23 protein-coding genes are annotated in these 23,099 nt (G+C 44.5%); 11 read left to right on the top strand and 12 right to left on the bottom strand.

What is annotated here, in order from left to right; genetic code table 11:
• Positions 1-25: 25 nt before the first annotated feature.
• Positions 26-1,642: a poly-beta-1,6-N-acetyl-D-glucosamine N-deacetylase PgaB gene (pgaB, locus tag DOE51_RS06235; RefSeq protein ID WP_142695697.1), complete on the bottom strand. Its 1,617-nt coding sequence runs from the start codon at positions 1,640-1,642 to the stop codon at positions 26-28.
• Between the two features lie 193 nt (positions 1,643-1,835).
• On the opposite strand from pgaB, the gene DOE51_RS06240 reads away from it, so the two are divergent.
• A complete protein-coding gene (locus tag DOE51_RS06240; RefSeq protein ID WP_142695698.1) occupies positions 1,836-3,803 on the top strand; it encodes an acyltransferase family protein in 1,968 nt (655 codons plus the stop codon).
• A 47-nt stretch (positions 3,804-3,850) separates the two neighbouring features.
• Here the strand turns inward: DOE51_RS06240 and DOE51_RS06245 are convergent, their stop codons facing one another.
• Positions 3,851-4,756 carry a trypsin-like serine protease gene (locus tag DOE51_RS06245; protein ID WP_142695699.1) on the bottom strand — a complete coding sequence of 302 codons (906 nt, stop codon included), beginning with the start codon at positions 4,754-4,756 and terminating at the stop codon, positions 3,851-3,853.
• Positions 4,757-4,945: 189 nt separating this feature from the next.
• Here DOE51_RS06245 and DOE51_RS06250 point away from each other — a divergent pair, with 189 nt between their 5' ends.
• Entirely contained in the window at positions 4,946-5,362 is a 417-nt protein-coding gene (locus DOE51_RS06250) for a DUF4288 domain-containing protein (protein ID WP_142695700.1), read from the top strand.
• A gap of 64 nt (positions 5,363-5,426) precedes the next feature.
• Here DOE51_RS06250 and DOE51_RS06255 read toward each other — a convergent pair whose 3' ends face one another.
• On the bottom strand, positions 5,427-5,945 hold the full coding sequence (locus tag DOE51_RS06255) for a hypothetical protein (RefSeq protein ID WP_142695701.1): 519 nt from the start codon (positions 5,943-5,945) through the stop codon (positions 5,427-5,429).
• A 192-nt stretch (positions 5,946-6,137) separates the two neighbouring features.
• Between DOE51_RS06255 and DOE51_RS06260 the strand changes: the two genes are divergently transcribed.
• From DOE51_RS06260 to DOE51_RS06270, 3 genes are all read left to right on the top strand, one after another.
• On the top strand, positions 6,138-6,404 hold the full coding sequence (locus DOE51_RS06260; RefSeq protein WP_142695702.1) for a hypothetical protein: 267 nt from the start codon (positions 6,138-6,140) through the stop codon (positions 6,402-6,404).
• A gap of 68 nt (positions 6,405-6,472) precedes the next feature.
• Positions 6,473-7,081 carry a tRNA-uridine aminocarboxypropyltransferase gene (locus DOE51_RS06265; RefSeq protein WP_142695703.1) on the top strand — a complete coding sequence of 203 codons (609 nt, stop codon included), beginning with the start codon at positions 6,473-6,475 and terminating at the stop codon, positions 7,079-7,081.
• A 30-nt stretch (positions 7,082-7,111) separates the two neighbouring features.
• On the top strand, positions 7,112-7,591 hold the full coding sequence (locus tag DOE51_RS06270; protein ID WP_142695704.1) for a hypothetical protein: 480 nt from the start codon (positions 7,112-7,114) through the stop codon (positions 7,589-7,591).
• Positions 7,592-7,598: 7 nt separating this feature from the next.
• Here DOE51_RS06270 and DOE51_RS06275 read toward each other — a convergent pair whose 3' ends face one another.
• Both DOE51_RS06275 and DOE51_RS06280 read right to left on the bottom strand, forming a co-directional pair.
• The gene (locus tag DOE51_RS06275) at positions 7,599-8,237 is read right to left on the bottom strand and encodes a cytochrome b/b6 domain-containing protein (protein WP_142695705.1); all 639 of its coding nucleotides are present in this window, start codon (positions 8,235-8,237) and stop codon (positions 7,599-7,601) included.
• 116 nt (positions 8,238-8,353) lie between these two features.
• Positions 8,354-12,469, bottom strand: a complete 4,116-nt coding sequence (locus tag DOE51_RS06280; RefSeq protein WP_142695706.1) for a hypothetical protein — start codon at positions 12,467-12,469, stop codon at positions 8,354-8,356.
• Positions 12,470-12,660: 191 nt separating this feature from the next.
• Between DOE51_RS06280 and DOE51_RS06285 the strand changes: the two genes are divergently transcribed.
• The 3 genes from DOE51_RS06285 (at position 12,661) to DOE51_RS06295 (ending at position 14,658) form a co-directional block, all read left to right on the top strand.
• Positions 12,661-13,452: a hypothetical protein gene (locus DOE51_RS06285; RefSeq protein ID WP_142695707.1), complete on the top strand. Its 792-nt coding sequence runs from the start codon at positions 12,661-12,663 to the stop codon at positions 13,450-13,452.
• 135 nt (positions 13,453-13,587) lie between these two features.
• The gene (locus tag DOE51_RS06290) at positions 13,588-14,100 is read left to right on the top strand and encodes a nuclear transport factor 2 family protein (RefSeq protein WP_142695708.1); all 513 of its coding nucleotides are present in this window, start codon (positions 13,588-13,590) and stop codon (positions 14,098-14,100) included.
• 30 nt (positions 14,101-14,130) lie between these two features.
• Positions 14,131-14,658, top strand: a complete 528-nt coding sequence (locus tag DOE51_RS06295) for a YaeQ family protein (protein WP_142695709.1) — start codon at positions 14,131-14,133, stop codon at positions 14,656-14,658.
• Between the two features lies 1 nt (position 14,659).
• On the opposite strand, the gene DOE51_RS06300 is transcribed toward DOE51_RS06295, so the two are convergent.
• The 5 genes from DOE51_RS06300 to DOE51_RS06320 all read right to left on the bottom strand — a co-directional run bounded on the left by DOE51_RS06300 (position 14,660) and on the right by DOE51_RS06320 (position 18,904).
• Complete coding sequence (locus DOE51_RS06300; RefSeq protein ID WP_142695710.1) at positions 14,660-15,214, bottom strand: methyltransferase domain-containing protein; 555 nt, start codon at positions 15,212-15,214, stop codon at positions 14,660-14,662.
• Positions 15,215-15,235: 21 nt separating this feature from the next.
• The gene (gene ppk2 / locus DOE51_RS06305; protein WP_142695711.1) at positions 15,236-16,060 is read right to left on the bottom strand and encodes a polyphosphate kinase 2; all 825 of its coding nucleotides are present in this window, start codon (positions 16,058-16,060) and stop codon (positions 15,236-15,238) included.
• A 101-nt stretch (positions 16,061-16,161) separates the two neighbouring features.
• Positions 16,162-16,917, bottom strand: a complete 756-nt coding sequence (locus DOE51_RS06310) for a hypothetical protein (protein ID WP_142695712.1) — start codon at positions 16,915-16,917, stop codon at positions 16,162-16,164.
• A gap of 87 nt (positions 16,918-17,004) precedes the next feature.
• Entirely contained in the window at positions 17,005-17,919 is a 915-nt protein-coding gene (locus DOE51_RS06315; protein WP_142695713.1) for a hypothetical protein, read from the bottom strand.
• A 100-nt stretch (positions 17,920-18,019) separates the two neighbouring features.
• The gene (locus DOE51_RS06320) at positions 18,020-18,904 is read right to left on the bottom strand and encodes a TIGR02285 family protein (RefSeq protein WP_246845422.1); all 885 of its coding nucleotides are present in this window, start codon (positions 18,902-18,904) and stop codon (positions 18,020-18,022) included.
• 242 nt (positions 18,905-19,146) lie between these two features.
• Here DOE51_RS06320 and DOE51_RS06325 point away from each other — a divergent pair, with 242 nt between their 5' ends.
• Both DOE51_RS06325 and DOE51_RS19360 read left to right on the top strand, forming a co-directional pair.
• Positions 19,147-20,430 (top strand): beta-sandwich domain-containing protein, encoded by a 1,284-nt coding sequence (locus tag DOE51_RS06325; RefSeq protein ID WP_142695714.1) that lies wholly within the window; start codon positions 19,147-19,149, stop codon positions 20,428-20,430.
• Positions 20,431-20,644: 214 nt separating this feature from the next.
• Positions 20,645-20,776: a hypothetical protein gene (locus tag DOE51_RS19360; protein WP_256373177.1), complete on the top strand. Its 132-nt coding sequence runs from the start codon at positions 20,645-20,647 to the stop codon at positions 20,774-20,776.
• Here DOE51_RS19360 and DOE51_RS06330 read toward each other — a convergent pair.
• Positions 20,765-21,610 carry a GNAT family N-acetyltransferase gene (locus tag DOE51_RS06330; protein ID WP_142695715.1) on the bottom strand — a complete coding sequence of 282 codons (846 nt, stop codon included), beginning with the start codon at positions 21,608-21,610 and terminating at the stop codon, positions 20,765-20,767. The two genes, DOE51_RS19360 and DOE51_RS06330, sit on opposite strands and share 12 nt — an antisense overlap.
• Positions 21,611-22,013: 403 nt before the next feature.
• Between DOE51_RS06330 and DOE51_RS06335 the strand changes: the two genes are divergently transcribed.
• Positions 22,014-22,391, top strand: a complete 378-nt coding sequence (locus DOE51_RS06335) for a nuclear transport factor 2 family protein (protein ID WP_142695716.1) — start codon at positions 22,014-22,016, stop codon at positions 22,389-22,391.
• Positions 22,392-22,427: 36 nt separating this feature from the next.
• On the opposite strand, the gene DOE51_RS06340 is transcribed toward DOE51_RS06335, so the two are convergent.
• Positions 22,428-23,099: a hypothetical protein gene (locus DOE51_RS06340; RefSeq protein ID WP_142695717.1), complete on the bottom strand. Its 672-nt coding sequence runs from the start codon at positions 23,097-23,099 to the stop codon at positions 22,428-22,430.

Raw genomic sequence — 23,099 nt, forward strand, 5'->3', positions numbered from 1 at the left:
ATAGATCGTTTCGAAATGAACCGATCTATTTTACTTCTTCCGTGCCTAAAGAATACGGACTGCTAGCGATATGAAAATTGAGTTTCAAAAACGGAACGTCAGAATAGGAATTAAAGCTCAACGGCAGGAAGAAATTATTCAAGCCAAGGTCTTTGAGCTTTTTATAATTTTCTGGGATCCCAGCTTCATTTTTCGCATCCAACGATGCAATCATTTTTGCATCTTGAAACTTGCGCAGAGTTTTCGCCAGTTTTGTTTTTGGCGAACTCAAATTGAACTCTTTGATGACATATTTAAATGCATCCGTGTTCACTGAAGAGCGTCTGCCGATGAATCCATAGCTCCAGAATTGTCTAAGTTCTGAACCTGTTTTCATCGCAAGCTCAATGAGCTTTTCATCTTTCTTTGCATCGATACCGCGAGCATCAAAGAAGATTCCATCGATGTCATTGTAAAGAGCAAGATCATGAATCAACTGTTTTGTATTCGCAGCGTTTTTCAAATAGTGAAGTGGAATTGTTGCGTAAACTCTGTCAATGCGTGCGCGATTTTGTAGAACGTGTGCAACGCGGCCAAAGAAATTCGCTTTCACAGGCAATTGCGTTGTTGGGAAGTAAGCCTCACCATGAGCGCTGATAGCTTGGATCAAAGCCAGATTCGGTCTGACATCTGCGGCCTTATCATTCAACTTACCCAGGTGGGCGTTTGACTCTTCTTCTGAGCCAGCCCAAACAGAATCCAGATCAATCGATACCGCTCGAACGGGCGCACCTGAAACGAATGATTTTTTCAAACCTTCTGTGAAGTCAGAAAACGAAAAATGAGTGAGAACCATCGTGCGATTCACCAACGTCATATTGCTGGCGTTGTTAAGTCCATGTTCGACTGAAAACTGCATTGGCATTCCCAATTCAGTAGCAGCTTGTCGAGAAAGGCCGTTGTAAGTGCCGTAAGGCCAAACGATCAGCGGGTAGTTCTTGCCAATATGTTTAGTGATAAGTCTTTCGTTTTCCGCCAAGTCTGTTTTGACTCTGGCGAAAAATTCCTTTTCAGTCTCGTAGGATTTCGTCTCGTGGTTGTACTTTAAAAATCCTGCAGAAGCTTGTTCATTGCCTTGCGGATTAAAGACATGACCGTGGTGCATGTCGTAAGTATGAGACACAACGGCAACCAAGCCTGAGTCTGACATCTCTTTCAACTGCGCCCAGCTCGTCATCGGAGGGTTGACGTCAGCATACCCATAATCCGGAGATTTGCCGTCTTCAATCCACTTACCAACAACCGCGAAAACCGCTGGGAACTTATAGCGTTTCAAAAGAGGATAAGCTAACTCGTAAAAAGAGGCCAAGCCGTCGTCAAAAGTGATAAGGACTGCTTTAGGGGGAAGGGTTTTCTTCCCCTTAGAAGCCAAAATAACGTCGTCGATGCTAACGATGTTGTAGTTTTTTTGGAGGTATTCGAATTGTTCTTCCAACTGAGTTAGCGTCACACCGTAGGCGTCGCCAGGGTGAGTTTTGCTGATGTCATGATAGCATAAAACATCGAAATCATTAGGGCTTCCCAGGCTCTTAAGGGGAGTCGAAGCGATAAGCAACGCTACTGCAAAACTAAACGCCTGAGTGAAACCTTTAAACAAATTCATATATCCTACGATTCATGCATTGAATTGAAACTGACTCTTCATAGTAGACTGTCCAATTCAGGTCAAGAAAGACCCCTTATTATTCGGAATTTCTGAGAGCTTTTATAGGGTTTTTAATAACCTCAAAATTCAATTCTTACTTTAGTGAATATGGACTATAACAGAGTCAGATTAATCCTTAAGGTTTTTTTAAATGAGTAAACTACGTTTTATCCCAGAAGTAGAAGGCTTGAGAGGCATTGCTGTCCTTTCGGTCCTGTTATTCCACTTAAATAAAAGCTTCTTACCCGGTGGCTATCTTGGCGTAGACATCTTCTTTGTGATCTCAGGATTTCTGATTACTAGCATTTCTCTTTCCGAGTTCGCGGCGACGGGATCTATCTCAATTTCCGAGTTTTATCGTAAAAGAATCAAACGTATCCTGCCATTGTTCTGCTTGGTCGTTTTGGTGACTTTGACGGCGGGTTACTTGCTGTTTTTGCCAGACTATCTTTTGCTTTTGGGTCGCAGTATCGCAGCGTCGCTCACGTTTACTTCGAATTTCTTTTTTAGCCAAAGCCTGGACTATTTCGCCAATAACTCGAACGAATATCCACTGCTGCACACGTGGTCGCTTTCGATTGAAGAACAGTTTTATTTTATCTGGCCCTTGGTGCTTATCTTTACTCTGCGCAAATTTGATCTGAAGAATATTTTGAAAGGTCTTATTGTTGGCATTCTTGCAAGTCTGATCTTTGCCGATGTTTTGCGTCTGCTGGATGCCTCTTCGTCGGGTATCTACTTCAATTCCATTCCGCGTTTTGGGGAAATCGCCATCGGTGCGGGGCTAGCGATTCTGTTTAAACTGACGGATGCAGATTGGAACAGACAATATCACCGCCGTGCGAGCATTGCCGGCCTTGTGTTGCTTGCAGTGTCGTTTGTGGTTATCAACGATAACTTCTGGTTCCCAGGTTTGTTGTGCTTGATTCCTTGTGGTGGTGCAGCCTTGGTTATCTGGGGAAGCCGCTCTCAAGAAGGGCATGCGGGTTCACGCTTTTTAAATAATAAGTACTTAAGAAAAGTGGGCGACTTTTCGTACTCGTTGTATCTGTGGCATTGGCCGGTATTGGCTTTCACAAGATACTTGACGGGTGCTTATGATATTCCAGTGCATTTGTTAGCTATCGATCTTGTTTTGATGTTTGGTTTGTCCTACATCACAAGATACTTTTTCGAAAACAAGTTTATTGCGCTTAAGTGGAACTTCGCAAAGTCCTTCGCAATTCTTTTGTTGTTGCCGTTTGGTGCCTTTTGGCTGGCGACTTCGTCGATTGAAAAGTACGAAGGCATGCCGCAAAGAATTTCTAACGTTCAGCAATTTGAAACTGAAACTTCGTTCATTGACGATAAATACTGCCACAACCTAGAAAATGACGACTGCGAGTTTGGTAATTTGAAGTCGAAAAGACGCGTTTATCTGATCGGCGATTCCAACGCGGGACATTTCACGCCATTCATCGTTTCGGCGCTAGGCAAGTCCTATCATATCGAAGCGAAAACAGTTGATACATGTCCACCACTTTTGAGTCTGACAAGCACGACAAAAACCGATATCAAAAATGTTTCCAATGCGCATTGTTTGGCTCTTTTGGATCAATTCAAAGAAGATCTTGAAGACCAAGATATCATTGTGCTTGCGGCAAATTGGGGAAATTATTTTTCTAGCTTCAAAGATTTTGAACAGGACTTCAGAAAAACTTTGCAGCTGTTAGCAGGTCACAAAGTCCTGGTGATCGGCCGTATTCCGGGAGTGGAAAGTGCGCAGTACAATCAATATTTGCGCGAAACATACAGTCCTCTATATCAAAAATTTGAATTGAAGAGTCACGTTAGTCATGTGGATTTGCACAATGTCTTGAAACCGCAAACGGGTAGCAATGCCAAAGTGAAAACGATTGTTTCCGAATTTAGCTATGTCAAATTTTTGGATCCGTTAGAGATCAATTCGGACTTCTGGAAAACAGCACCGTTTTCTAGCGAACACATTCTGGTGTATAAAGATGGCGGGCACTTGAACCAGTACGGTTCGGATCTATGGGGAAAATTATCTTCAGCGAAAGTCCAACATATCTTCAAAGAGCTTTCGAAGATCAAAAGCAACAACGAATCTATCAACTAGTTTCTAGAATAAAAAAAAGCCCTGAGTTCATCAGGGCTTTTTTATTATTAAAAACTAGCAGCCGTATCTTTGATCCAAGTCAGATAACTTAAAATATTTGTATAGACGATATCTTTGTTACAGCCCAAACCGCTGCGGCTTGTGGCGCCGAAGAGTTGGTATTGATCGCCCACTTTAAGGTAAGCGGGACCACCTGAATCACCCGAACAAGCCGCGTGACCGTGAGCCTCATCCAAAATCACTTCCGAATCGTTTGCGATGTCAGTGATCTGAACTTGAGTCGCCTTCAAAACCGCAGGACCATCAAGTTCTTCTTTGATACAACGTTTCGCTTTTTTCGCGTCTTGGGAATCACAGAACACTTCATGCTGATCGATCAACTTTTGCAGGCCCGGAGTTTTTGGACTGACCGGAACAACTTTGTCAGAACTGACGCCGTAACCAGCAAGCATCGCCGTTGCACCCACTTTGATCAGACTTGCATCTTGAAGCAGAGTGGCCGGAACATAACCCGCAGGAGTTGTGCCTTCATATTTCATTAAGCCGATGTCGTTACCTGGCTGAGAAGGTTGAACTTCTGTCGTCCATTTCTCATGAGCTTTTAACGCAGTGACACGTCTTACCTGAGGAGAAGTCGGGAAGTCTTTCCCTGAATTCAGCAAAGTTTCCATATCAGGAGCGAAAACGATGAACACGCCATCCGCTTTTTCACCGATACAGTGGGCCGCTGTCACAACCAGGTTGTTAGGAAGTAAGGAACCCGTACACGTAAAGCCTTCGTTATCATCGTAGATACCAACGATGCTTTTCGAAACCGGAGAAGATGCTGGAACCAGAACTCCGCCAATAATACCGCTGGTGTGAGTGTTATCGTTTTCGATGTTTTGTTTTGAAGAGCCGCAACCCATAAGAAGTGCGGTAGCTAGTACGATGGAGATTCCTGAAATTTTCAACTCTGTGCCCTCGATTTTTAAAAAGTGAAGGTCCTTTTATAGAAAAAATCCGGCAATTCAAGAAAAATTATCAAAAGTTAATACATTTTTTTGGCCTGGAAACGGTGACCACAACTCTTGATTTACATTAAGGCTTACTTGAGGAATAAAGGAGCCCAGCGTTCATTCCCCAATTTGATAGGATAATAAATGAAAAACAAAAAATGGTTCGCCGTTAAAACTTTATATGTAACTCGTGCAGTAGGACGTTCTAAAGCGAAGGCAGCATTCGCTGAATTGTTAGAAGAGCGCGTAGTTCTTTTCCAAGCGGCGACTCCGGTAGCGGCAGTTAAAATGGCTGAAAAAGACGCTAAAGAGTACAGCAAGTACACGTACAAAAACTTCGACGATCAAGCTGTTCAAACTGAGTACCTAAATGCTTGTGACGTTTTCGAACTTTACGAAACTCTTGAAAGCGGCGTCGAGCTATTTGCTTCGACAGAAGTTTTGACTAAAAAGGTTTCAAAAAACGATTTGATCGCACGTCGTATGGGCAAAATGGAAACGAACGGCACTATTAAATTGCGCAAGAAATTCTTGAGCAAAGAATTGGGCGCGTTCCTTTAGTCTTTTAAATGCAAAGATCGCGGGCAGTCATTTCGAATGATCGGCCCGCGTTTACTAGAACGAATTAGAATTTGCAGCCCTGAACGATTTCATTTTTTTCGATCAATGAGCAACGGAACTTCTCGCGGATGATGATGCCGTTCTTATAGACCTCGAGTGTCTTTTTATAGCCGGAAATAAAATCATAGTCTCCGCAGGCCGAGCCACCTGGGCGTTTGCCACTATCGCTCAATTGATAGATCACAGCGCCGCCACTTTCAATGCGCGTGCTGCCGTCAAGATGCGCGACAGGTGTGAAATAAGAGACCGAATTGATTTGGATCGAAGAGTCTCCATAAGGAGAAAGCTCAATTGAACAAGCCGTTCCCGATTCATGTTGTGTATCTGTGCCGTTGTAAGTGGAAACGAAGGTCCCTTGTTTGCCCATCAGTTTAGAGATCTCTACTGGCACCTTTGCAAAAGCAGAGCTGCAAATGACTGACAACGAAACGACTAAAAAAGCATTCTTCATAAATTCTCCATTGTTAATGTTTTGATCGTTCACAAAGTTTTGGCCTGCAGCTGTGTCTGATGCGATAAGCATTCCTCTTCGAAATGGACTTAAATTTTTTAGGAAGCTGTGGCTATTGTCTAAGCCACGCTGGACTGACAACATTTGTCTCACGCCATGGATGGCGCGTGTTTGCACAAATGCATTCGCACCTGGTCTTGTTTGTCGCGCTTGAAGCGAAAGATAATTGCAGTAGTAGTGGATTACTCAACAAGGGAGTCTGTCATGAAATTCGTTTTTAAAAACTCACTGCTAAAAGCGATGATTTTAAGTTTAGTAGGCTCTTCGTTTTTAGGTCCTGCTGTATATGCGACGCAAAGAAGTAAGGTTCGTCAGGAGTCTCGCGATACCAGACAGACGGGACGGGATGACGCGCGAACTGCTAAGCAAGAATGTCGCTCTGCTGATGATAAAAGCAATGCGGCTTGCCGCCGGGATAAGCGCCAATCAAAGGGTGAAAACCGTGAAGAGGCTCGCGATATAAAGTATTAATTTCGAGCGCGAGTGGAATAGTCACATTGGGCTGTACCAAATATGGGTAATGCGGTAAGCATTGGCCAATGAACCAGCCCTTTTCTCGAAAACGCAAAACCATCAATCCTTGCCCGACGTGTTTCTTACATCGTCAGCGTTGCATTTGTGATTCAATTCCCAAGCTGGATTTAAAGACGCGTTTGAGTTTAATTATTCATGCAAAAGAAATGAAGCGTACGACGAATACGGGGCGCTTGGCTTTGCAGGCGCTAACGAATTCGCAAATGATTGTCCGCGGCAGTACGACGGAACGAGTGGATTTAAGTTCATTATTAGATCCAAACTATGAAACGTATGTCCTGTTTCCCTCGGATGACGCCCTAAATTTGGAAGATCTTCAGCCGCAAAAGCCGGTTCAGCTGATTGTCAGTGATGGTAATTGGCGCCAAGCTAGCAAACTCAATACTCGCCATCCAGAGCTTGGCCATTTGCCACGCGTGAAGATTGGTGCTGCCAATACGGCAAAGTATCATCTCCGTAAAGAACATTTCAGTGAAGGACTATCGACCCTCGAGGCTATTGCTTTGGCCTTTCGAATCGTTGAAGGGGAGGCTGTCGGTGATAGTTTATTGGCGTTGTATCACAAAAAACTGACGGCGACGCTTGAAGGCCGTGGCGTAAATTTAGAAAAATAGTTAAGCTTAGTGCAGAATAAAGGAACCACCATGAAGCTCGCCGATATCGTTAGCGTTATTGCAAAAGAACTTGGGACATCTGACATCAAAGAAATTAATAAGCTTTTAAAAGCAGAGCCTGCTGTGAAGTTTCGCATCACAAGTAAAGCATTGGCGCACTTTGGCTTTACCGGTCACATTAAAAGTATTTCTGAAGAAGGCATCAAAGTCTTCATGGCCAATAAAGTATCCTTAATTCGTTTGGCAGAGATTGAAACTTTCGAAAAAGCCAAGCCCCGCGAAGAGCGCCCGGTCAGAACCGGGAAACCGGCAGAGAAAGTCGTTTCAACAAAGCCTGCTTTAAAAAACAAAAAAGCCGCCGCAAAACTTGAAGACGATATCGATGATGAGGACGACGACGAAGCCGAAGGATTCGATGACGACGACGTCGAAGAAAACTTCCGCGCTAAAAAGAAGAACAAAGCAAAAAGCGTCGGCAAAAGCGGCAGTAAATTTATTCCTAAGAAATAGGAGTTTGTTACTCTTTGGATTTGTTGCCACCGTTAAACATATCAGAAATCAAGCCACTATCGCCGCGAACTTCAGCGGCGATGACTCCAGCAATATGTGCCACGATAAATGCATAAAAGAACCAAGCCGCCGCTTCATGAAGCTCTTGCAGACCATCTTCTAACGTTTCTGAAAGTTTCAGTGCGTCTTCAAAGTAAAGAGTGATGCCCGATAGCACCATGTACAGGAGCACAATGTAAAACAAGGCATACGCCGTTTTGACAAGGGTGTAGTGGCTTGCTTTAAACTTTGATGGTCCCGTCAAAGTAGGGATTTCTTTGACTCCCGTTAAGATTTGATTTTTTAAGCTGGTATTTTTATTTCTAACAGCAACACAAATCCGCCATAGAAGAAGAAAGCTTAATACAAATCCCAGATAATAATGCCAATCCCACATTTGATCGCGAAGTGATTTTGCGATGGTGTTTGCGACATTTGCATCTAAGACGTGGTTGGATTTTTCTTGGATGATCTGGCTGTTCGCCCGCCAACTTAGAAATGTTTTTCTAAGTACAACAGTTGCGACCAAGCCGAAAATCGTAAGTGCGTTCAGCCAATGCCATAAGCGCAAGCTTAACGGTTGATATTGTTTAAAGCTGTACTTCATGAGCACTCCAAGGACGATTGAGTTTCACTCATAATATATCAACTTTAGTTGCCTGAAAATATGATCTAAATCATGTCCAAAGAAAAAGTCGAATTGTCCGTTGGCTAACGTGGTTCTTAACCACCCAAGCGGCCCCAGAATCTATTGTAATGGCAGTCGGTGTAAGTCGCACCAGAGCCCATCGTGTAGTAAATGGACATGGTTTCGCCGACGTTCATGTAAGTAGAAATGGTTCCTTGAATCGTTTGCCACGTACTGGCTGTCGGTTTCTGCGTAATAATACCGTCGTAAAGAGCATTGTTTTTAAAGAACTCATATCTGAATTCGCCGGTTGCGGCGTTGTTTAACAGAGTGTTGAAACCAAATGTGTAAACGCCTGCAACGGGAGCGGTGAATACTCCAGTTGCGGCATTGTAGCCATTGCCGATGTTGCTTATCACAGTTTCCCAAATCATAATGGCCGGAGCATTAACCACGGAACTGCAGAGCTTGGCTTCAAAGAAAGTTTGGCCAGGAGTCAGAACGTTGCCATCACCGCGAACATTCAATCTTGTGTTGCCATTAGCACGAACATTTAAAACATTGGTCGCTGGATCTGTCGACGCCGTATAAATTTGTACGCCGTGCGCATTAGCTGATGTTCCCGAGTTAAAGAGGTTCGCAACGTATCCAGCGGCTGTCGCTTGCCAGCTCATACCACCAGGGCCAATTCCGTTACCAGCAATCGCACCGATTGTTCCGCCATCACCTAAATTGGTACTCGTATTACCGAACATACCCGCAGGGTTGTTTGTGTTAACACCAACTGCACCCGTTGTCGCTAACACAAGCTGATTGCTATTCGTGGCAGACTGAAGTTCAAGATTTTTTGGTGTGGTTCCAGTGGAAATAATTCGATAGCCAGATGCCGCATAGCCATTATCGATGGCTAAATAGGAACCGCTTAGATTGGTGTCAGTGATTCTGAACAGTGGTGTGCTACCTGCATTTTGATTCGCACCATTGATATGCAATCCCGCCGTAGGAGACGCCGTACCTACACCCACAGAGCCCCCGGCAGAATTGATAATGACGTTACCTGGTGTCACATTGCTAGTTCCCGCCAACGTCAGAGTATTACTTCCGGCTGTACCACCATAAAGAGTTTGTCCACCAGCACGCCCCGCAAGCAAAGCATACTGAGTAAAATTATCTCCAGAGATCGCGGCAAAAGAAGGCACACCGGAGCCATTCGTTAACAACACCGAATTGTTCGCCGTCGCAAGTCCACCGACAACGTTATTCGCAGAAGAATACAAAAGCTGATTCGCCGTCGTCGTAGCAGGATAACTTGCAGTAGAAAAGACAGGTCCCGTCGCACTATATTGCAGAATCGAACCGTTGACTGTTCCCGGCACCGAAGTCAAAGCTGTGCCAGCAGAGTTCGATGCAATCACACTGTAGTTTGCAAAACTATTTGTATTGGTACCACCACTCGCAACAGGAAGCACACCGCTGACATCAGCAGTCAAAGCGACAGAATTGCCGCCTGATAAAACTCCCGCGGCTGTATTTTTAACGATACCCGCAGTGCTAAAATTTGAAAGAGTCAGTCCCGCAAATGTTGGCGTTGCCGCTGTATGAATATTTTGTGGTGTTGATAATGTCACAGATCCCGCAGCATTTGCGACCGTGATTTGGTTTGCAGTGCCGTTCAAGGATTTATATTCGTAACCGGTTGCTCCCGAATTCATTCCTAAAATCTGATTAGCAGTGCCAAGACCAGACAGTCCACCCAATGAAAGAGTAGGGGTCGCACCACCCGTAGAACTCAGCGGCGACGTTGCACTGACAGAAGTCACTGTGCCGCTGGTTAATGTTTGCCATGATAAATTTCCAGAGCCATCATTGATCAACGCTTGTGTTCCCGAACTCTGTGATGTCGGAAGTTTTAAAACATAGCTTGTGCCAATCGCGCCAGCAGGTCCTTGGATAGTTGCAGTGTTAGCACCTGATCCCGCCGTAAAAATATCGCCCGTATTCGCGCTATGAGTGATATTGCTTGCAGCAAAATTGCCAGAGCCATCGCGTTTAACCAAGGTCGAAGGTGTATTTGCATTGGTCGCGGCATTCGCAAGTAGTTCGGCATTATGAATGTTCGCCGCCGTTGAACCGCCTACGGCATTCACTGTCGCAGCAACAGAACCCGAACCACTTGCAGACACGTCGCTTGTTAACGCCGTGATGGTGCCACCAGTACCATTGGCGGTTGCAAGAACTGCCCACGCACCGGAATTAAATTGATAGATTTTAAAAGTATCCGTCGCAAAATAGATGGCGCCAGCTGACGGGGAACCAGGCTTCGCAGCATCAAGACCTGTTTGGATAGATGGAGTTCCACCCGCGTTACTCACAAGTGGATCGTTAATACCATAGCCACTTAAAGAGTTCGGTTTGCCCGTCGTGATTTTTGCCCAATCCAGTGACGGAATATCCGCAGCAACAAGAGAGCTAGCTCCGGAAGTCACACGACCTTTAGAGTCCGTTGTCACCTTATAGTAAGTACCTGCAGTTCCCGTTGCCGCTAATGTCAAAGTTGCTGAGCCCGCACTTGAAGTCACATCTCCGGTAAATGCGGGAAGATTTGCAGCCGGAAGAGTTCCACTTAAGTCACTCGCCGCTAACGGAGAGTTCACAAACGCCGTCCCATTGAATTTTAAATAGTCCTTATTAGCAGGCGCCGTCAAAGTCAGAGTAGATCCCTGAAGTTTCGCGACCGTCGCCGCTGCGGAACCAGGCCCACTTGCTGTCACATCACCTGTTAAAGCAGTGACATAATTACCCGCAGCTTGCTTGCCATTAAAAGTGTTCCAATCGGAAGAAGACAAGTAACCACTCGTTGAAGTTGTTGCTTGGGCAATCGTTATCGAAGGCGTCGTCGTTGCATTCGTTACAGACAAAGGAGCCGACGCACTGACCGAAGTCACAGTTCCAGCAGGAATATTCAGCGTCGCTGGAATCCACTTAGAACCATTCCACTGTAAAACTTGATTTGTTGTTGGTGCCGTCGTGTCGACTGGATTGTTTTGCAGCGCCACAACTTTGGCAGCGCCAATAGAACCTGTGACGTCACCAGCAAGACCGACGTTAATCGCCTGACACAAAAAACTTCCAGACACAGAATTCCAATACATCGTCTGACTTGTTGAACAACTTGCCGAAGCGACGTAGCCATTAAACGCAGATTGTGAAACGTAATTCGAAAGCGTTGAAGAAAGATTTGAAACATCAGCGGTTGTTAAAGTATTCGCTGACCAATTCGTACCGTTATATTTTAGAACTTGTCCCGAGGTCGGTGCAGCGGTACTAACGCTGACGCCTTGAAGGGCTGCAACCTTTGGATTCGGATAACTTCCTGAAAGATCGCCACCAGCCGAAGCACCTGTTTGCAGGGCATTGGTGATACGCGAGTCATTACCGGCAGCAACAGTGTTGGCTGTCGTACCAACATTCAAAGTTAAATTGGGTGTTGAAGTTCCATTTGTCACGGTCAAATAAGAATTTGCGGAAGTGACATCGGTAACCGTACCGCCGTTAGCTCCAGAAATTCCAGAGCAGCTTAACGCAGACCCATTCCACGATAAAAAAGTTCCCGCAGCACACGTCGGGATTCCCGCTTTCGTAAGAAAGTCAGACGCGATATTAGTACCAAGTTTTTCCGCCGCTAAAGCATAACCCGCAAATGGTACAGATCTAACAACGCTATCAGGAGAAATAGTTTTCCACCCTGAGCCATCATGAAACGACACACGAAGTTTTCTAATATCGCCCGCCGTTGCTTGATAGGTGCTTGAAGTATTCGCGCAAGAGTAAGTCGCGCCGCTCGAGGTACAAGTACCGCAATTGAAAAGAGTCGTGTTGTTAAAGGCATCAAGAACACTGCTTAGACCTAATGGGAACTGAATGGAACCCGTGCCGATAGGAATATCGAACACGCCACCAGAATTCACCATGTTGTAACCAGAAATTTGTTCTTGATAGATGATGCAACTGCCAGCCGGATTTAAAATCTGAAAAACGAAAGAGACGTTGTTGTACTCAAGTGGTGTCCCGCTGGTATTGAGGATGCGACCTTGATACGTCAAAGCCGAAGGAGAAGCTTGAGCTGTCGATGAAATTGCAAAGATTGCCAACAAGGCTGTATAAAGCCCAACAAAAAGCTTTGGCAAAGAAGGACGCGTAAGGCGTTTCATGGACGTTCAAGAACCTTTCAAAGCAGGTATTCCCTAATAAAATCGGCATTTTTATTTGTTTTCTGAAGTGTTCCTAGGGGCATTCCTGCCCCTTTTAGCATTACGAATGATTTAGCCTTTCAACCGTACACTGGCTTTTTTTGAGACAAGCTGTTATGGTCCCCGCGATTCAAAACCATTAGGAGAACCCAATGAAAGCTCTAATCAAAAAGGCTGTTCCGTTCGTGTTTGTTCTTTCTTCTGTCGCAGTCGCTGCAGGTGTTATCACTAAAGACGCCGTCAATGCGAAGGTTGCGGCTTTAGCATCTGCTTACAATGACGACTCGACAAATATTCAGGTCGTGTTCACTGATCTGAATGTTGATTCAGTTCGTGCTTTGGATTTCGGCGTTAAAGGTTCAGTGAATAAAAAAGGCACTGAAAATACTTTGAATCTCAACGTTGAAGGCGTGCAGTATCACTACGGTAATGGTGCAAATCCAACGGTGACAGGCAAATTGACTGCGCAATTGGATTTACTAAAAGCATTTGGCCAAACATTCTTAAACAATGCCGGCACTGAATTCGAAGAGCTTGCGAAAAACGCGGCTGCAACATTCGGCCAAAGCTATGGCGATGCTTTAAGTGTTGATGCTAAACTAGTTGATTTGACGAAAGACCAAGCTGGTAACGTTGTATCAGCGAAAGTTTCTGTTCTGGCCGTTGTCGATTTCAGTAAGTTACCAGCGACAATCAAAGTTGAAGATGTTGAATTCAAATCTTTGCAAGTTGAATTAGCAATCAATCGCGCTGGTGCAGCAGGTGCATTCAGAGTCGTGATGAATCCAGCCAACAAAAGCTTCAATCAAGATCAAACAGGCATGAAAGAAGTCATCGAAAAGATTTTGAGCGAAGATGCAGAAATGTATCAGCATATTAATGGCTTTATGAAGTGGTTAAATGATGTTGCCACTGAACTCGTAAATCAAAAAGCTCAGCAATAAAACTACCTAAAAGGCCGCTGTTAAAAGCGGCCTTTTTTATTTTAGGCGCAGTTCTTGCTCTTTTATAATTAAAGTCAACTAACTCCGGGTTCTCGGGGGCAGTTTCCCTCGAGCATTCAAAGCGAAGGGGCAATTATGGACTTACAAAGAAACCAACCAGATAAAAGAACTGCACCAGTCACTGGTGGCAGTCCTGAAGCAGAGCTTCGTCAATTCGTCGATCACTTCGTAGAAGCCATTCACGATCAAGATCTTGAAGCAATCATGGCTTGTTATGCCGATGATGTCGTTGCGTTCGATATGATGACACCGCTTCAATTCGTCGGCAAAGATGCATATCGAAAATCCTGGCAAATGGCCGTGGAAAATACCAACCCAGACGCCGAGTTCACTTTACATGAAACAAAAATCACAGCCAGCGACAGCGTGGGATTTTGTCACAGCCTTTGTCACTGTGTCGGATCAATGAAGGACGGGCAAAAAATGGACATGTGGATGCGCTGGACGGATTGCTTCGAGAAAATTGATGGCAAGTGGCTGATTACTCACGAACAAGTCTCGGTACCGGTCGACATGGAAAGTGGTAAAGGTGCTTTCAATTTAAGACCGGAAGGCAATGTAGTTGACCCAGGCTTATATTATACTTAAAACTGGCAAGACTTAACCAAACGAGGCTCGATGCTTTACCGCTTTCAAATTGAACTTTCCGATATCGATCGCGGTGTTTACGAATCCTTGGATTTCCGCGTGGCGCAACATCCTTCGGAAACGTATCCGTATATGCTCAGTAGAGTCCTGGCTTATTGTTTGGCTTATCAAGATGGACTTGAATTTACACCCGGTGGATTGGCTGATCCCGATGCACCGGCGTTACGCAAGCTTGGTGGTTTAAATACCATCGACCTATGGATCGAAATCGGCAATCCTTCGGCTCGTAAACTGCATAAAGCAGGGAAGAGTGCCAAAGAAGTGATGGTCTTCACTTATAAAAATCCTGAAGTTCTTTTGACGGAAGTTAAAAATGGCGATGTTCATCGCGCCAGCGATCTGCAGATTTCTGCGTTCGATGCAAAATTCTTAGATTTATTAGGCGAGAAAGTCGAAAAGAACAATACCTGGTCACTGCTTGTACAACAAGGACAGATGGACATCACGGTGAAGGGTGAAACCTTCACCAGCGACGTCGGTCAGTTTTCAGTGACGTAGACTAAAACAACTGATTTTGTACCGCCACGGCAGTCAGAACTTTGGGTGTGCTCTCTTCAATAAATTTTATATCGAATTCTTTATCTTTCAGAATTTTCGATAATTCTTCTTCTGTGAAGAAATGAGTGCTATCCGCTCCGTGCATGATTTCTGTTTCGCCGTGTTCACTTTTTCTTGGCACTGTTAAGAACAGAACTCCCTGTTCAGGAAGCATCATGTGAATGATTTCAAGCGTGTGCTCGAAATCTTCGCCTGACATATGTTCAAAGGCGGCTCCACCCCAGATGCCTTGTAATTCGTTGGGAACTTTTGTGGAAGCGAGTTTTTTAAAAGTACCTTGAATCATTTCGATGCCTTCGGCCTGCCATTTTTTGCAAAGCTCGGGATCTTGTTCGACACAGATCACGTGAAAACCGTTGTCTCTGAATTTCTTAAGCAATTCTGTTTCGCTCGCGCCGAGGACCAGAACAGTTTCGCCGGGCTCCAGGTAAGTTAAGAAAGTGGTAACGGCATCACGGTATTCGCGCGGAATAATTTCGTTGGTTACAAGTTCCATATATTCTCCTGCCTTAATAATTTATCCAGCACGGTCAGCAACGATGTGAACCTTGCCGATGTTTCCGGAAGGATCTTTGATCTTTCTTTTAGGAAGTGTGATGGATTTGTGTTTTAGTTTCTTGTATTCAATTTTTTCTAAAATGTGATTGATAATATTTAAGCGAACCCTGCGCTTGTCCTCAGAGATCGCGACGTACCACGGAGCCCACGAACTGTTTGTCGCTTTAAACATTTCATCGCGGGCTTTGGTGTATTCATCCCACAGATCATACGATTTGATATCCATGGGTGAAAGCTTCCAGATTTTTCGACCATCATGAATGCGATCATGCAAACGGCGTTCTTGTTCTTCGGGACTGACTTCAAGCCAATACTTTAATAAAATGATTCCAGCGTCGACCATCGCGCGTTCGAACAACGGCACGGCTTTCAAAAAAGATTTCACCTGTTCTTTCGTACACCAACCCATGACATTCTCAACGCCAGCACGATTGTACCAACTGCGATCAAAGATCACCACTTCACCAGCGGCGGGAAGATGCGCGACATAGCGTTGAATGTACATCTGACTGTTTTCTCGCTCTGTGGGCGCGGGCAGGGCAACAACCCGAAATACACGTGGGCTGACTCTTTCAGTAATGGCTTTGATGGTGCCACCTTTGCCTGCGCCATCGCGGCCCTCAAAGATAATGCACACCTTAAGTCCCTTATGAGCGACCCACAGTTGCAAATTGACAAGTTCGATATGGAGTTTTTTAAGCTCTTGTTCGTAGACTTTAGAGCTTAAAGATTCTTTGGCATGAGCTTTTTTTTCGATTTTGCTTAAGCTTTTTTTAGGGGCCATACACTTCTCCGAAATGAATAACCTCTAACCAGTTTAAATTTGAAAATTTCGAATAGAAACAAGTTCGTCGGCGCTCTGTTGCGACACATCCGCCTTACGTGTTACTTAGCAACTGAAAATTCAACGCTGATGGTGTGACCTTGGGCTGTGCCGCTCATCGTAGCAAAGGGGCCTGCTTGCAGACGCTTGACTCCGGATTGGCCGATAGTTGTTGGAAAGGGCGTGTTTGCTTGCAGGTACATGCTGGAAGAGTACGACGACAATTCATTTTTACTATCGAGGCGATATGCATACATCTGAATCGACATATTTAATTTATAGCGCGCGACCAAATTCGCTGGTGCTTGGTAACGGGTGAAGTAGGGCGCTAGTTCTGAATTGATATTGCAGATGAATAGACTTTGTTCGCGTGAATAAATCGTCGTTTCGCAGTCGTTATCGACACACCATCTTGCATGCAAAACGATATCGGGTGGTGTCGCCGGTGGAATGTCGGGCTCCATCGTTTTGTTGGTGCGAGAATAAGGTGTGCAACCACTGACATCGTTGCAGATCTTCAAAACATCGTTTTCAACCGCGTATGAATAAGAAAAAACCGTGCGAGCTTTTACATCCAGAAATTTTACGGTTTTCCCGTCATCGCTTAAGATTTGCAATTTCTGTTTATCGTAGTGCGCACCTAAAGTGATAATGGCATCCACTGTCTTATCAGAAACAAAGTACCAGCCCTTATAATAAGCTCCGTAACCACCGTCATCGGCAACGATGTGTTCATTCAACCAAACGCCTTGCGGAAATGCCGCGAACGCAGAACTGAACGAAAGAGTAGCAAAAATTAAAATGAGGACTTTATTCATAGGGTGACTCCGGACCCACCCAATCTGCGCTGGATGTTCCCAGGAGTCAAGAACGCTTGGTTTTTATTTGGTTTGCAAAAAGACGGCTTAGCGAAGCGCTTTTGCCGTCAAATCGAACAGAACTTTCTTTGTAAGCGGATATTCGCGAGTACCCATGACGTACGTATCAACACCACGAAGCGTTTCGCGGTGGTTGGCCCAGGCGTAGTTATCAAGGCCGATGATGCGTGAATCGTTGGCAGCAAAATCAAAGTGCATTTGCATGCGCTTTGCCATGATCACATCACGATCAGCAGGCGAAAACTGCTGCAAGAACTCATCTGTACCATCAGGCACAAGGACGATCGGTTTATCAGTCACGCGTTTTAAACGCTCGACCGAATCTACAACTTGGGTTTTGAAATCCACATCGTCAAAAGACGGATCGCGACGCAGGTACCAGTCAAAACCAACCCACGTTAAACCGTCCGGAATACCACGCTCGCCCGGCAAGCCACAGCGTTTGTCCAATTCCGCAGAGCTATCAAAGCACAGATAATTCCAAACGATGTAAGTGGGAATGCCCGGAAAACGTTTGTTCAGCGCTTTGATCACAAGATTCAAAGACGTGCGCGTGATGCCCCAGCCGTTTGGTTCGTCAGCGATATAAAAAGCCAAAATAGTTTTCTCATAACCATCGATATACTTCGTGCCTAAGAGTTCAATAGTCTGTTCGTAATTAGGCAATAAACTGCCATCTTCGAAATTAAAAAGTTCGTCAGCTAAATCGAAAATCACTTGTTGCGGTTGTAAAGAATCGCGCACAGAACCAAAGTATTCCGGTCCCAAGTGCACAGTCGTTAAGCCTTCAAAAACTTCATGCAAATAATTTTGATCGGGGTGAGTCGTGCCCGGTTGCAAGTACGTCGCAACAAATTTCAGGTGATCGTTTTTTGCGAATGACAGTGACGAAGCAAGCACGACAATCACTGCGATAAGAACCTGGTGAAGTCCCAATTTCATAAAACGCTCCAAGGTTAAAGGAGGCTGAAATATAGTAGGCACACACAGCAGTTTCAATAAAAACCGTGAATGGGTCGTTCTAGGAACGCTGATAAGGGATTTAGAGCAGGTTCGGGTAATATTTTTTCATCAGTGCGCGCCGAGGGTCACCTAAGCGTTGGCGATCTTCTTTGGTCAGCCACTTATCGACACCGTCTGAAATGTGCTCAAGAAGTTCTTTATTGTTTAGAACTTTGTCCACATCGGCGATAATTTTCTTTCCCCATGGACTTTTCGGACACGCGACGACGACATTCGTGAACGGGCGATTGTCAGTCAAAGGAATATGAATCACTGAATCCTGAATATCGAGCAGTTTGTTATAATAGACCGCTTCAAACGGATATCCCAGGGTGTATTGAATACGATCGCTCGCGATCATCTGGTGCACTCGCAAGCTTGTAGTGATCGTCACGATTTTTGGATTCTTCAAATAATTGTTCTTAATAAGAACGTCATCAATGCCTTCGCCGTACAAGCGACCTACACCTAATTTCCAATTTGGTTTTTGATCTAAAAATTTTTGTAAAGAGTAGGGTTGAAGATTTCTAATATCTTTTAAGCGGCTTTCTCTAAGCAGGACACCATTTGAAGGAATCACGGTGAACGGTTTCGAGAAATAAAATACCTTCGCCCACTCTGCGGTATCAAGCCAACCGGCATTGCAAACTTCAGCTTTACGTTCTGCTTCTTTTAAAACGCGTGGAACAGTGCCATCGGTTCTGTTATGCTGATATTTCGGTAAAGCTTTTTGCACAAGGGCTTCAACGTTGTCGAGCAATCCCAAACCTTTAAACGGGCCCGAGTTAATAAAAATCGGAGGATCATCCCAGCGAATCCAAGTGATGACCGGACGAGATTTTGTGTTATCAGCTGCATGCCCCTCAGCGGAATAGAACGCCATTGAAAAAAATAAGATGCAGCAAGCATGCACAACGAACTTCATCGCTCTAACCTAATTGTTCGAAATCACATTGGCTAGATTTTTATTTCGCAAATGAACTCAGTCCGCATTGCCCACGCTCTAATTTGTTGCTGATTCTCAGAATTCGTAGACAGTATTGCGCAAGATTTCTGCTTTTAGGCAACAGCCACATTCTTTGTTCGAGATTTTCAAAATTAACGAATCAAATACTTTGGACAAAAGTCGATGCGACTTCAAAACAACCAAATTGAAAGGACTCGAAAATGAGACGTCATTGGATGCAAGGTATTTTATCGTCAGCAGTTTTGGTAGCGGGTGTGGCTCACGCACAAGCACCTATCACTTACCAGGAATACGGTTACACGCCATTGGCAGCCGCCGATGCGCAACCTGCTTTTGAAGGCATTGGGAAAATCACAGACGTTACACGCAAAACCGGCGGGGCTCTTTATCAATTAGATCTGTCGAAACCCTTGCCGCTGTCTTCGCTGAAGGCTAAAGCAAAACTAGGTAAAGCGAAAATTTTAAGCGTCAACCTTGTCACTGATAAGAGTGAACGCATTCCTGTAAAAGCATTAACGAACGTGGTCCTTGCTGATGCGGATGCAAATCCCGTCGTGTCAGAAAATATCAGCGTGCAATCAAATATCGTTGCGATTGAAATTCAAGCTGAAGCGATGGGCGGCAGTGCCAATATCGACATCATCGCCGTTTCAAGTAAAGAGATTCCACAACTAGCTTTGCATGAAGAGTTTTCGTGCAGCAAAAAATTTGATGCCTTGTTGAAAGAGAAATTGGATGTCGTTCAAACATGGGCCGCGCGCGCAGAACAAAGTGCGCCAGGTTCTTGGCAGGAAAAATACGCAAGCAAAGAGTTCTCGAAATACGTTGCTGATTTCGTGACGACTTTGAAAGCAGATAAATCAGCCGTCGCGTCAACGGACTACACATTGACACTTTTGAACTTCTTTACAGAACGTCAAAATGCAAGCCGAGCGGACAGTGCAGCTGACATTGGTTACAAAACAATGGCGACTGAAACTTTTGAAGTATTCTTGGCATCTTTCCAGGCGGAACAAACGTGCCGTGTGGTCACAAGTGATGCTTTGATCACGATTGCTCTGGATTTCCAAAAACGCCAAGAGGCGAATAAACCAGACAGCCGCGCACGCAAAATGTATGAAATGATGATCACGAAAATCGGTAAGTTGATTCCAAATCAATATCGTAAAGAGTTGGCGACTAAAAATCTTTCATTCCGTCAAGCTGACAATGAAGGCTACAAAAACTATAAGTTGTTCAACACAAGCAAGCCTGAAAGCTTCTTGAAGCCAACTTATCAAGAAATGAGTTCAAATGCGTATGCACTTGCTGAACAGGCGCTAGCTCGTGAAGTAAAAGCATTGGACAACGAGCAAACTTATCAGCTGATCGTTGAATACCAAGCGAAGTACAACGATGCTGCGAACTATCCGCAAGATGTGATGATGAGATATTTGACTGTACTTTCTGAGCACAGCTACTTCCTAAATAGCCAGCAGAAATAGATAGTTAGCAATACATCTAAACTCAGGACCCGTGACTAATTAATCACGGGTCCTGTATTAAAGTTCGACATAAAAACCACACTTCTAAATAAACAAAAATAACTCTCGAAAAATACAAGCCTATCAACGAGTCATTTTGAAGAAATTCTGATTCTCCTATCGTGTTTCTGAAAAAATTGACCGAAAATATGTGAGTAGAAACGGGAGTTCAGGAATGAAAAAAACACGAATCAAGGGTTTTTTAGGAATCTCAGTGTTGTATCTTGTTGTGTGTTTGTTCTATTCAAACTGCGCGATGCGCGAAGAGCCCACAGCAACTGGTTCACTGACGACGTTAGGGAAGTGATTCCCAAACGTACATGACATCAACGTAGTCCTTGCCATTGATAGGCCCGATCTTTTCTTTACCACTTAGTTTTGCACCACTTGATTCATAAAACTTCGCCGTAAGATTATCTTTCAACATCCAACAGTAAGCTTTATTGAAGCCTTTGCGTTTGATGGCTTCAAAACCAGCCAGCAACAAATGCAAGCCGATCTTTTTACCTTTGAATTTCTGCAAAAGGTAAATCGCTTGCACCTCTGCCCATTCCGGCATGTCTTCATCACGCCCAGGGGCATTCACGGAAATAAATCCGACAATCCCGTGCTTGCTTTCTGCCACATAGACATTTTCAGGATGAGTCGGGATGTATTCTTCCCAGTGATCTTTGCGACGCTTAAAAGAGAAATGCAGGTCATCTAAAAAATCTTGATCCAATTGTCCCGCATAAGCTTCACGCCAAGAATTTAAATGGGCATTTGCAATTCCGGCAGCGTCGCTGACAACGGCACGGCGAATTTTTACGCCGTCAATTTCGATTAAAATTTCCGGCGCAGTCAGTGGGTGAGTATGTAAGTTTTCCGTATACCATTTAATCGCACGCTCATAACCGTCATAAGATTTTTCGGGCATGTCTAAAGTTGACTGCAATAAGATCTCGACAGCTTTTAACTCTTTGCCCAGCGAATGGAGTGTGAAAGCATAGAAGACTTTCAGCGCCGGGTAGTGCGGAAAGTGGGAAATACCTTCGCGCAAGATTTTTTCTGAATCTGAAAATTTAAAATTATTGCGAAGTGTGCTGCCAAAGCCCACGAAAAATCCCGGCTGCTCGTGAGCGGCCAATTTGTTCCAGCCCAAGTGATACGTCTTCCAATAGCAGGCTCTGCTTCTTTTTCGAACCCGCAGAAGTCGTAACAGCCGGCCAGGTCATACCACGCAACGGCGTCGTCGGGATGAGTGTTTAAGTAGTCATGAAGTAAAGGAATGCACTGCTTGCGATCGGCTTCTGATTTTGAATCTTTAAGTTTTTCAATAAGAGCTTTTTGATCGTCCATAAATGCGTCCTTTGCTACAAGCCAAAATCTTATTTCACTCTTGAATATCTTCAAGGACTATTCTTGCTAAAACTCAAAGAAGAATTGCATGGCAGATAGAACAGCTAAGATTGTTAACATTTCCCGGACCTGAAATTCTCTTAGCCATTCAAAAATGTTCGCTGAAATGTACAGTGGGGGAGAAACCTAAAGAGGAGGATGCACCCATGCAACCACAAAGCAATGTTCTAGAGGTCGGTAAAAAATTAGTCGACTATTGTAAGCGCAACCAGCCGTTAAAGGCCGTTGATGAATTGTATTCCGAGCAAATCGAAAGCCAAGAAGCCATGGAAACGCCAGGAATGCCTGCCAATGTTCGTGGCCTGGAAGCGATCCGGAAGAAAAACAAACAATGGGAAGAGACGATGGAAGTTCATTCATCACAAGTCGATGGCCCATTCCCATTAGGTGATCGATTTGCCGTGCACTTTAAGTACGATACGACTGATAAAAAAACCAATCAGCGTTGGCAGATGGAAGAGGTCGGTCTTTATACCGTGAAAGACGGGAAAATTATCAAGGAAGAATTCTTCTACACAATGTAGAAATAAAAAAGGCTCAAGTCACTTGAGCCTTTTCTTTTAACTTTTTGATTTAATCCATTTGCGATATTCCGCATTCAGATCTTTAAGATTGCAGTAAGTATCCAGGTAGCTATCCATTTTTCGACCGACACTTAAACGCAATAAATTTCTAAGATCGCATTTCGCCGCAATCATCTCTGCCAATGCTTGCGAGGCTTCGTAATGATAGCGCAAGTAATCGTCATCGCCACTGAACGGATGGGTTAATTCGCGAACATCGTCGGGAAAAGGTCTTGATGCCAACCATTTATAATTCACGCTGCCATTTTTAGCGACGTAATTTGCAAGGCCTTCTTCAAGCCATTTCGGAATGGCGTCTTTATATTTTTGGTAAGAGATAACATGGACAAGTTCATGACCAAAGATGCGATCGAAGTTTTCTTCAGTCACTCTAGGGCCGACAAGGATTTTATTTTCACTGCGACGGGAAACCGCCAAAACTTTAGGGCCCAGCTTGTGCGCATTTTCGAAACTTGCTGGATCTTTGTACCACACAACAGTGACGCGGTGGATGTCCCACTCCATAAACGATTGAATACGTTCTGTGGTGCGATCGATTTTGCCTTTCGTCACCCATTTCGGGACATCGGCTGAATAAGTGGAATTGGTTTGCAGCTCCGCCGCGAATGTCGGGCTTAATAGTGACAGAACCACTAAGATTTTAAACAT

The sequence above is a fragment of the Bdellovibrio sp. NC01 genome (genome assembly GCF_006874625.1).
Classification (GTDB): Bacteria; Bdellovibrionota; Bdellovibrionia; order Bdellovibrionales; family Bdellovibrionaceae; genus Bdellovibrio.

Bases quoted from the DNA above. Each gene is read 5' to 3' on its own strand.
- pgaB (WP_142695697.1), bottom strand. From the start codon at position 1,642: ATGAATTTGTTTAAAGGTTTCACTCAGGCGTTTAGTTTTGCAGTAGCG.
- DOE51_RS06260 (WP_142695702.1), top strand. From the start codon at position 6,138: ATGAAATTCGTTTTTAAAAACTCACTGCTAAAAGCGATGATTTTAAGT.
- DOE51_RS06310 (WP_142695712.1), bottom strand. From the start codon at position 16,917: ATGAATAAAGTCCTCATTTTAATTTTTGCTACTCTTTCGTTCAGTTCT.
- DOE51_RS06320 (WP_246845422.1), bottom strand. From the start codon at position 18,904: ATGAAGTTCGTTGTGCATGCTTGCTGCATCTTATTTTTTTCAATGGCG.
- DOE51_RS06280 (WP_142695706.1), bottom strand. From the start codon at position 12,469: ATGAAACGCCTTACGCGTCCTTCTTTGCCAAAGCTTTTTGTTGGGCTT.
- DOE51_RS06290 (WP_142695708.1), top strand. From the start codon at position 13,588: ATGGACTTACAAAGAAACCAACCAGATAAAAGAACTGCACCAGTCACT.
- DOE51_RS19360 (WP_256373177.1), top strand. From the start codon at position 20,645: ATGAAAAAAACACGAATCAAGGGTTTTTTAGGAATCTCAGTGTTGTAT.
- ppk2 (WP_142695711.1), bottom strand. From the start codon at position 16,060: ATGGCCCCTAAAAAAAGCTTAAGCAAAATCGAAAAAAAAGCTCATGCC.
- DOE51_RS06295 (WP_142695709.1), top strand. From the start codon at position 14,131: ATGCTTTACCGCTTTCAAATTGAACTTTCCGATATCGATCGCGGTGTT.
- DOE51_RS06250 (WP_142695700.1), top strand. From the start codon at position 4,946: ATGAAAAACAAAAAATGGTTCGCCGTTAAAACTTTATATGTAACTCGT.
- DOE51_RS06340 (WP_142695717.1), bottom strand. From the start codon at position 23,099: ATGTTTAAAATCTTAGTGGTTCTGTCACTATTAAGCCCGACATTCGCG.
- DOE51_RS06240 (WP_142695698.1), top strand. From the start codon at position 1,836: ATGAGTAAACTACGTTTTATCCCAGAAGTAGAAGGCTTGAGAGGCATT.
- DOE51_RS06275 (WP_142695705.1), bottom strand. From the start codon at position 8,237: ATGAAGTACAGCTTTAAACAATATCAACCGTTAAGCTTGCGCTTATGG.
- DOE51_RS06300 (WP_142695710.1), bottom strand. From the start codon at position 15,214: ATGGAACTTGTAACCAACGAAATTATTCCGCGCGAATACCGTGATGCC.
- DOE51_RS06325 (WP_142695714.1), top strand. From the start codon at position 19,147: ATGAGACGTCATTGGATGCAAGGTATTTTATCGTCAGCAGTTTTGGTA.
- DOE51_RS06255 (WP_142695701.1), bottom strand. From the start codon at position 5,945: ATGCTTATCGCATCAGACACAGCTGCAGGCCAAAACTTTGTGAACGAT.
- DOE51_RS06265 (WP_142695703.1), top strand. From the start codon at position 6,473: ATGAACCAGCCCTTTTCTCGAAAACGCAAAACCATCAATCCTTGCCCG.
- DOE51_RS06315 (WP_142695713.1), bottom strand. From the start codon at position 17,919: ATGAAATTGGGACTTCACCAGGTTCTTATCGCAGTGATTGTCGTGCTT.
- DOE51_RS06270 (WP_142695704.1), top strand. From the start codon at position 7,112: ATGAAGCTCGCCGATATCGTTAGCGTTATTGCAAAAGAACTTGGGACA.
- DOE51_RS06335 (WP_142695716.1), top strand. From the start codon at position 22,014: ATGCAACCACAAAGCAATGTTCTAGAGGTCGGTAAAAAATTAGTCGAC.
- DOE51_RS06285 (WP_142695707.1), top strand. From the start codon at position 12,661: ATGAAAGCTCTAATCAAAAAGGCTGTTCCGTTCGTGTTTGTTCTTTCT.